The following is a 4,442-nucleotide window of genomic DNA, read 5'->3' as shown; positions in this document are numbered from 1 at the left end:
GCCGCCCGCTGGGTGCGGGACGGTGCCGGTGCTGGTGGCCGTGGCCCGGGAGGGGGCGGTCCGCAGGAGAGCGGTCCGGAAGGACCGCGGGCCTCTCACGCCGCCTCCGAGCGGTCCGCGGCCATGCCTGCCGCGTCCAGCAGGGCCGTACCCACGATCAGGTCCGCACCGCCGAATTCGGGGTCCTCCAGCTGGGTCCCGTCATCGACGGAGAAGAGCAGGCGGCGCTCACCCTGCCGGTAGGCAGTGCCGACCGGCGGGCTCGCCGCGTGCACCGCGAGGAGGGCGACCAGGTAGGGCAGGTCCGGATCGCGACGTCTGGCCTCGGCCAGCAGCCCGGAGAGGCGGCGCGGCGCGTCGGGCTCCAGCTCCAGCAGCTCCATGGCGCTCGCCAGCTGTTCCTCGCTGAAACGGCTGTCGGCCGGGGTGGCGATCAGATCGGGCTCGGGCATCTCGGCGCCCAGGTGTTCGCGCTCCAGCGGCGGGGTCAGCAGCATGTCGACCAGGTCGCCCACCCGGACCGAGGTGGGGGTGCGCAGTCCCGTGCCGTGGGCGAAGAACGCGTCGGTGGCGCGGATCGCCTGCTCGACGGGGAGCGGGAGCAGCGGTGCCAGCAGCTGCCCGTACAGGTCGAGACCGGTCCGCAGGGCCGGTGCGGCGAACGCCTGCCGGTCCTGCTCGGCGCGGAACAGCGGCCCGGCCTCCAGCAGACGGGACTGCAGCTGGGTGTGGCGGCGGATGCAGTCCTTGACGATGTCGACGAGTTCGGCGGCGCGCCGCTTGTGCTCGGGCTCCTCGGCCTCGTCACGGGCCTTGCGGATGTTGGTGAGGATGGCGTTCTCGTGGCGGTAGCGGTCGGCGATGTGGTCCAGTGCCTCGGCGATCATGTCGGGCACGGCGTTGAGCCAGTCCACCGCCCGGACGTTGCGCCGGGTCGCGTCGAGTGTCTTGCGGAGGGTCTGCGCGTACTGCACGGTCCGGTAGCGGGCCTGCTCGGCGGCGAGCTGCGCGTCGGCGAGGCGGCCGCGGCTGATCAGGACCTCCAGCTTCACCTCGGCGGCGATCTGGGCGCTGGTGACGTCCGTGTCGAGGGCGCCGACCAGGACGTTGACCGCTTCGTCGGTGGCCCGCAGATAGACGCTGCCGCCGTATCCCGGGACCTCTTCGACCAGCTTGAAGTCGTAGTCCCGGCGGACGTACGTGCCGTCCGGGCCGAAGGTGCCGTAGACGGCCCGGAAGCCGCGGTCCACACTGCCGACGTTGATCAGGTTCTCCAGCACCCAGCGCGCGACCCGTTCGTGCTCGGCGACCGGGCGGCGCGGGGCCTGCGCGGCGACGCGCGGGAGGAGTCTGGCCACTATCTGGTCGTGGTCCGCGCCGGTGTCGAAGTCCATGTTGAGCGTGACGAGGTCGATCGCGGCGAGGGCGACCTCCGCCATCGCGTAGACGGTGTACTCACCGGCGAGGTTCGCCTTGCGCACGTCGAGGTCGTGCAGCGGCGCCGTGCAGGCGAGGGCGCGCAGCCGCCGCGAGAGCCCCTCGTCGGCGGCCGGGCCCGGTGCGGGCCGCGGCCCCGCGCTGAGCTGGGGCGCAGCGTTTTCCGTATAGGCAGGCGAAGTCACGCTGCACAGATTAGGTCCTCGCACCGACAACGGTCGAAACGGCGCAGAAGCGGCTGGTTGCCCCGGAGTCGGTCACGCCCTGCCGGACGGCTCCGCGGGACCGGGACGGCTCCGCTCCCGGCCCCCGGCACGGGGGCCGCGCTCCCGGCCGCACAGCGCGTGGACGACGTATCGACGCGGCCCGGCGGCGTCGCGCCGCGCGCCCCCGACGCGCAACGCCCGTACTGCTCGCAGCCCGGTCAGACGGCGGGTGCGTCCGGACCGATCCTGCTGCGTACCGCTGTCTGCACCTCGGCCTCCTCGGCCGGGTCGGCGGCCAGCCGGCGCAGCCGCTCGGCCACCCTGATGTCGCCGGTCTCCGCGTGGCGTGCGGCGACTTCCCGGGTCGTCTCCTCGCAGTCCCACAGGCACTCGACGGCGAAGCCGGTGGCGAAGGAGGGGTCGGTGGCGGCCAGCGCGCGGGCGGCCCTGCCCCGCAGGTGGGAGGAGGACGTCTCCCGGTAGACGTGGCGCAGGACGGGAGCGGCGCAGGCGATGCCGAGGCGTCCGGCGCCGTCGACCAGTGTCCACAGGCGCAGGGCGTCGGGCCCGTCGCCGCGTACGGCTTCGCGCAGGGCGCCGAGGACCAGCGAGGCGTCCTGCGTGCCTCCCCGGCCGGCCAGTACACCGGCCGCCGAGGCGCCGAGCGCGTCGGGCCGCCGGGCCCAGCGCCGGGCGCGGTCGACGGCGGCTTCACCGCACATCCGCTCGAAGGCGGCGACGGCCGCGTCGGCGACCGTGCGCGAGGAGCTGACCGCCGCGGCCTCTATCAGGTCGAGTACGACCGGGTCCTGGGCCTCGGTCAGGTAGTGCAGGGCGGCGCACCGGGCGCCTTCCGGACCGCTGCGGGCGGCCTCGACGATCACGGGCCGGTCCTCCGGTCCCGCGACGGCGGAGAGACAGCGGGCGGCCGGCACATGGAGGTCGCTGCCGCGGTCGAGCCCCTGCTGGGCCCAGTCGAAGACGGCCTGGACGCTCCAGCCGGGGCGGGGTCCTCCGGGCCGCATCTGCCGCTGCCAGCGGTCGAACGAGCCCTGTTCGGAGGCGGCCCTCACCCGGGCGCCGACCGCTTCGCGCGGATCGTCGGCCCAGAGCCGCCAGGGCCTGGGTTCGAAGGCGTCGCGTACGGCGGTGGCCAGCTCGGCGGACCCCTCGGCGTCCGTGCCGAAGCGGGCGAGCACGGGGACGGCGAGGGAACGGAGGCCGGCGTCGTCGTCACGCGGGGCCAGCTCGTCCAGGGCCCAGGCCCAGTTGGAACCGGTCGCGGCGTAGCGCCGCAGCAGGGCGAGGGCGTCGTCGCGCCCGTACGAGGCGAGGTGGCCGAGCACGGCGAGGGCCAGGCCGGTCCGTGACTCGTCCGTGTCGAGGTGGTCGTCGGGGTCGGCGAGGTGCCGCTCGATCTCGTCGATGCCGCCGTCGAGGTCGAGATAGAGGCGCGCGTAGTAGAGGGAGCGGTTCTCCACCTGCCAGTCGTGACGCGGATCGCTCAGGACGCAGTGGTTGAGAGCCGCCAGGGCCTCGGGGCGCGGTGCGGCGAGCGCGTGGAGCGTGCCGTCGCCGCGGCCCCTCTGCAGCAGACCGAGCAGGGTGCCGCTCGGCGCTATGAACGGATCAAACATGGGAAAAGCCTCACATCAAGCTGTCGACGCAACCGGGGACTGTGCAGTTCCACGTGCCGGGTGGGCACTAGACCGCGCAGCAACATGATCGGCCGACCGCCGTCTTCTGCCTGGTGTAGACCATCTTCCTCTGCCTCTCATCGGTGGCCCGAATCGGGCCCGCGACGTCATGATGACCCACCCATTTCGCCACCGCGACCACATTTACGGCGGACCCGGTCAGCGGGAACCGAAGAGTTCCAGCAGGTCGGCCTTGCCGAACATGCGCGCGGTGTCCAGGGCGGAGGGCGTTCCGGCCGCCGGATCGGCCCCTGCCGCGAGCAGGGCCGCGATCACCCCGTCCTCACCCTTGAACACGGCTCCGGCGAGCGGCGTCTGCCCCCGGTCGTTGGCCCGGTCCGGGTCCGCGCCGCGGCCGACCAGTGCCGTGACCGCGGGGGCGTGCCCGTGATAGGCGGCGAGCATCAGCAGCGAGTCGCCCCGGTCGTTGGTGAGGTTCACGGGGACTCCGGCGTCGACGTAGGCCGCGAGCGCGTCGGTGTCGCCGTGGCGCGCCAGGTCGAAGACCTTGGTCGCCAGCTCCACCACCTCGGGATCAGGGGTTTCGCTCATCGGGGGACCGCCCTTCCATTAACCGATTTCTCCGCTGCCGGCCTGCGGGGGCGTGCGCCTTGAGGCCGTACGAGTGAATCGACAGGGTACTGCCCGGACGCGCACATGACCCGGCCCGCCCATGGCAAAAGATCACGTCGAGTGACGACGGAGCGAGGCGCGGCACCGAAAACCCCTCCGGCCTGCGCTCCACTGTCCGCCAGTCCAGTGAAAAACCTCACTTTTCACCCACTTGCACCTTTTATCCTATAGATACTTCCGGTGAGCCTGGAAGGACTCATGGTGACCGTCCCCCCAACCAGGAGAACCACTCATGATCCTTTCCATGTCAGGCGTCGTCATCCTCGGCATCATCGTCTTCCTGTTCTTCAGGAAGGACGGCCTCAAGGCATCGCACGCCCTCATCACCGCCCTGTTCGGCTTCTACCTGGCCGGCACCGCCATCGCACCGAGCATCACGGCGGGCGGCGCGAGCCTCGCCGGCCTCTTGGGCGGGATCAAGTTCTGACCCCCCGCTCCCGCTCCCACCCCCTTCAGGAGACAGACGTGG

Annotated in this window: 4 protein-coding genes; 1 reads left to right on the top strand and 3 read right to left on the bottom strand. The window is 72.4% G+C overall.

Translation table 11 applies throughout. The annotated features are described in order from the left end of the window. Positions 1 to 95: 95 nt before the first annotated feature. The 3 genes from J1C73_RS14630 to J1C73_RS14620 all read right to left on the bottom strand — a co-directional run bounded on the left by J1C73_RS14630 (position 96) and on the right by J1C73_RS14620 (position 3,892). Positions 96 to 1,622 (bottom strand): hypothetical protein, encoded by a 1,527-nt coding sequence (locus tag J1C73_RS14630; protein ID WP_207316758.1) that lies wholly within the window; start codon positions 1,620 to 1,622, stop codon positions 96 to 98. Between the two features lie 239 nt (positions 1,623 to 1,861). Next, positions 1,862 to 3,280, bottom strand: a complete 1,419-nt coding sequence (locus J1C73_RS14625; protein ID WP_207316757.1) for a HEAT repeat domain-containing protein — start codon at positions 3,278 to 3,280, stop codon at positions 1,862 to 1,864. Between the two features lie 219 nt (positions 3,281 to 3,499). After that, positions 3,500 to 3,892, bottom strand: coding sequence for an ankyrin repeat domain-containing protein (locus J1C73_RS14620; protein WP_123468221.1), 393 nt, complete (start codon positions 3,890 to 3,892; stop codon positions 3,500 to 3,502). A gap of 313 nt (positions 3,893 to 4,205) precedes the next feature. On the opposite strand from J1C73_RS14620, the gene J1C73_RS14615 reads away from it, so the two are divergent. Beyond that, positions 4,206 to 4,400 carry a hypothetical protein gene (locus J1C73_RS14615; protein WP_123468223.1) on the top strand — a complete coding sequence of 65 codons (195 nt, stop codon included), beginning with the start codon at positions 4,206 to 4,208 and terminating at the stop codon, positions 4,398 to 4,400. Positions 4,401 to 4,442: the final 42 nt, after the last annotated feature.

This window comes from Streptomyces laculatispora, from assembly GCF_017353455.1.
In the GTDB taxonomy this organism is placed as follows: domain Bacteria; phylum Actinomycetota; class Actinomycetes; order Streptomycetales; family Streptomycetaceae; genus Streptomyces; species Streptomyces laculatispora.
Note: the sequence above shows the minus strand (reverse complement) of the source record. Positions and strands in the feature narration are given on the sequence as shown.

What these genes read in the sequence shown, in the direction of transcription:
- J1C73_RS14625 (WP_207316757.1), bottom strand. Translation starts at nt 3,280, where the DNA reads ATGTTTGATCCGTTCATAGCGCCGAGCGGCACCCTGCTCGGTCTGCTG.
- J1C73_RS14620 (WP_123468221.1), bottom strand. Translation starts at nt 3,892, where the DNA reads ATGAGCGAAACCCCTGATCCCGAGGTGGTGGAGCTGGCGACCAAGGTC.
- J1C73_RS14615 (WP_123468223.1), top strand. Translation starts at nt 4,206, where the DNA reads ATGATCCTTTCCATGTCAGGCGTCGTCATCCTCGGCATCATCGTCTTC.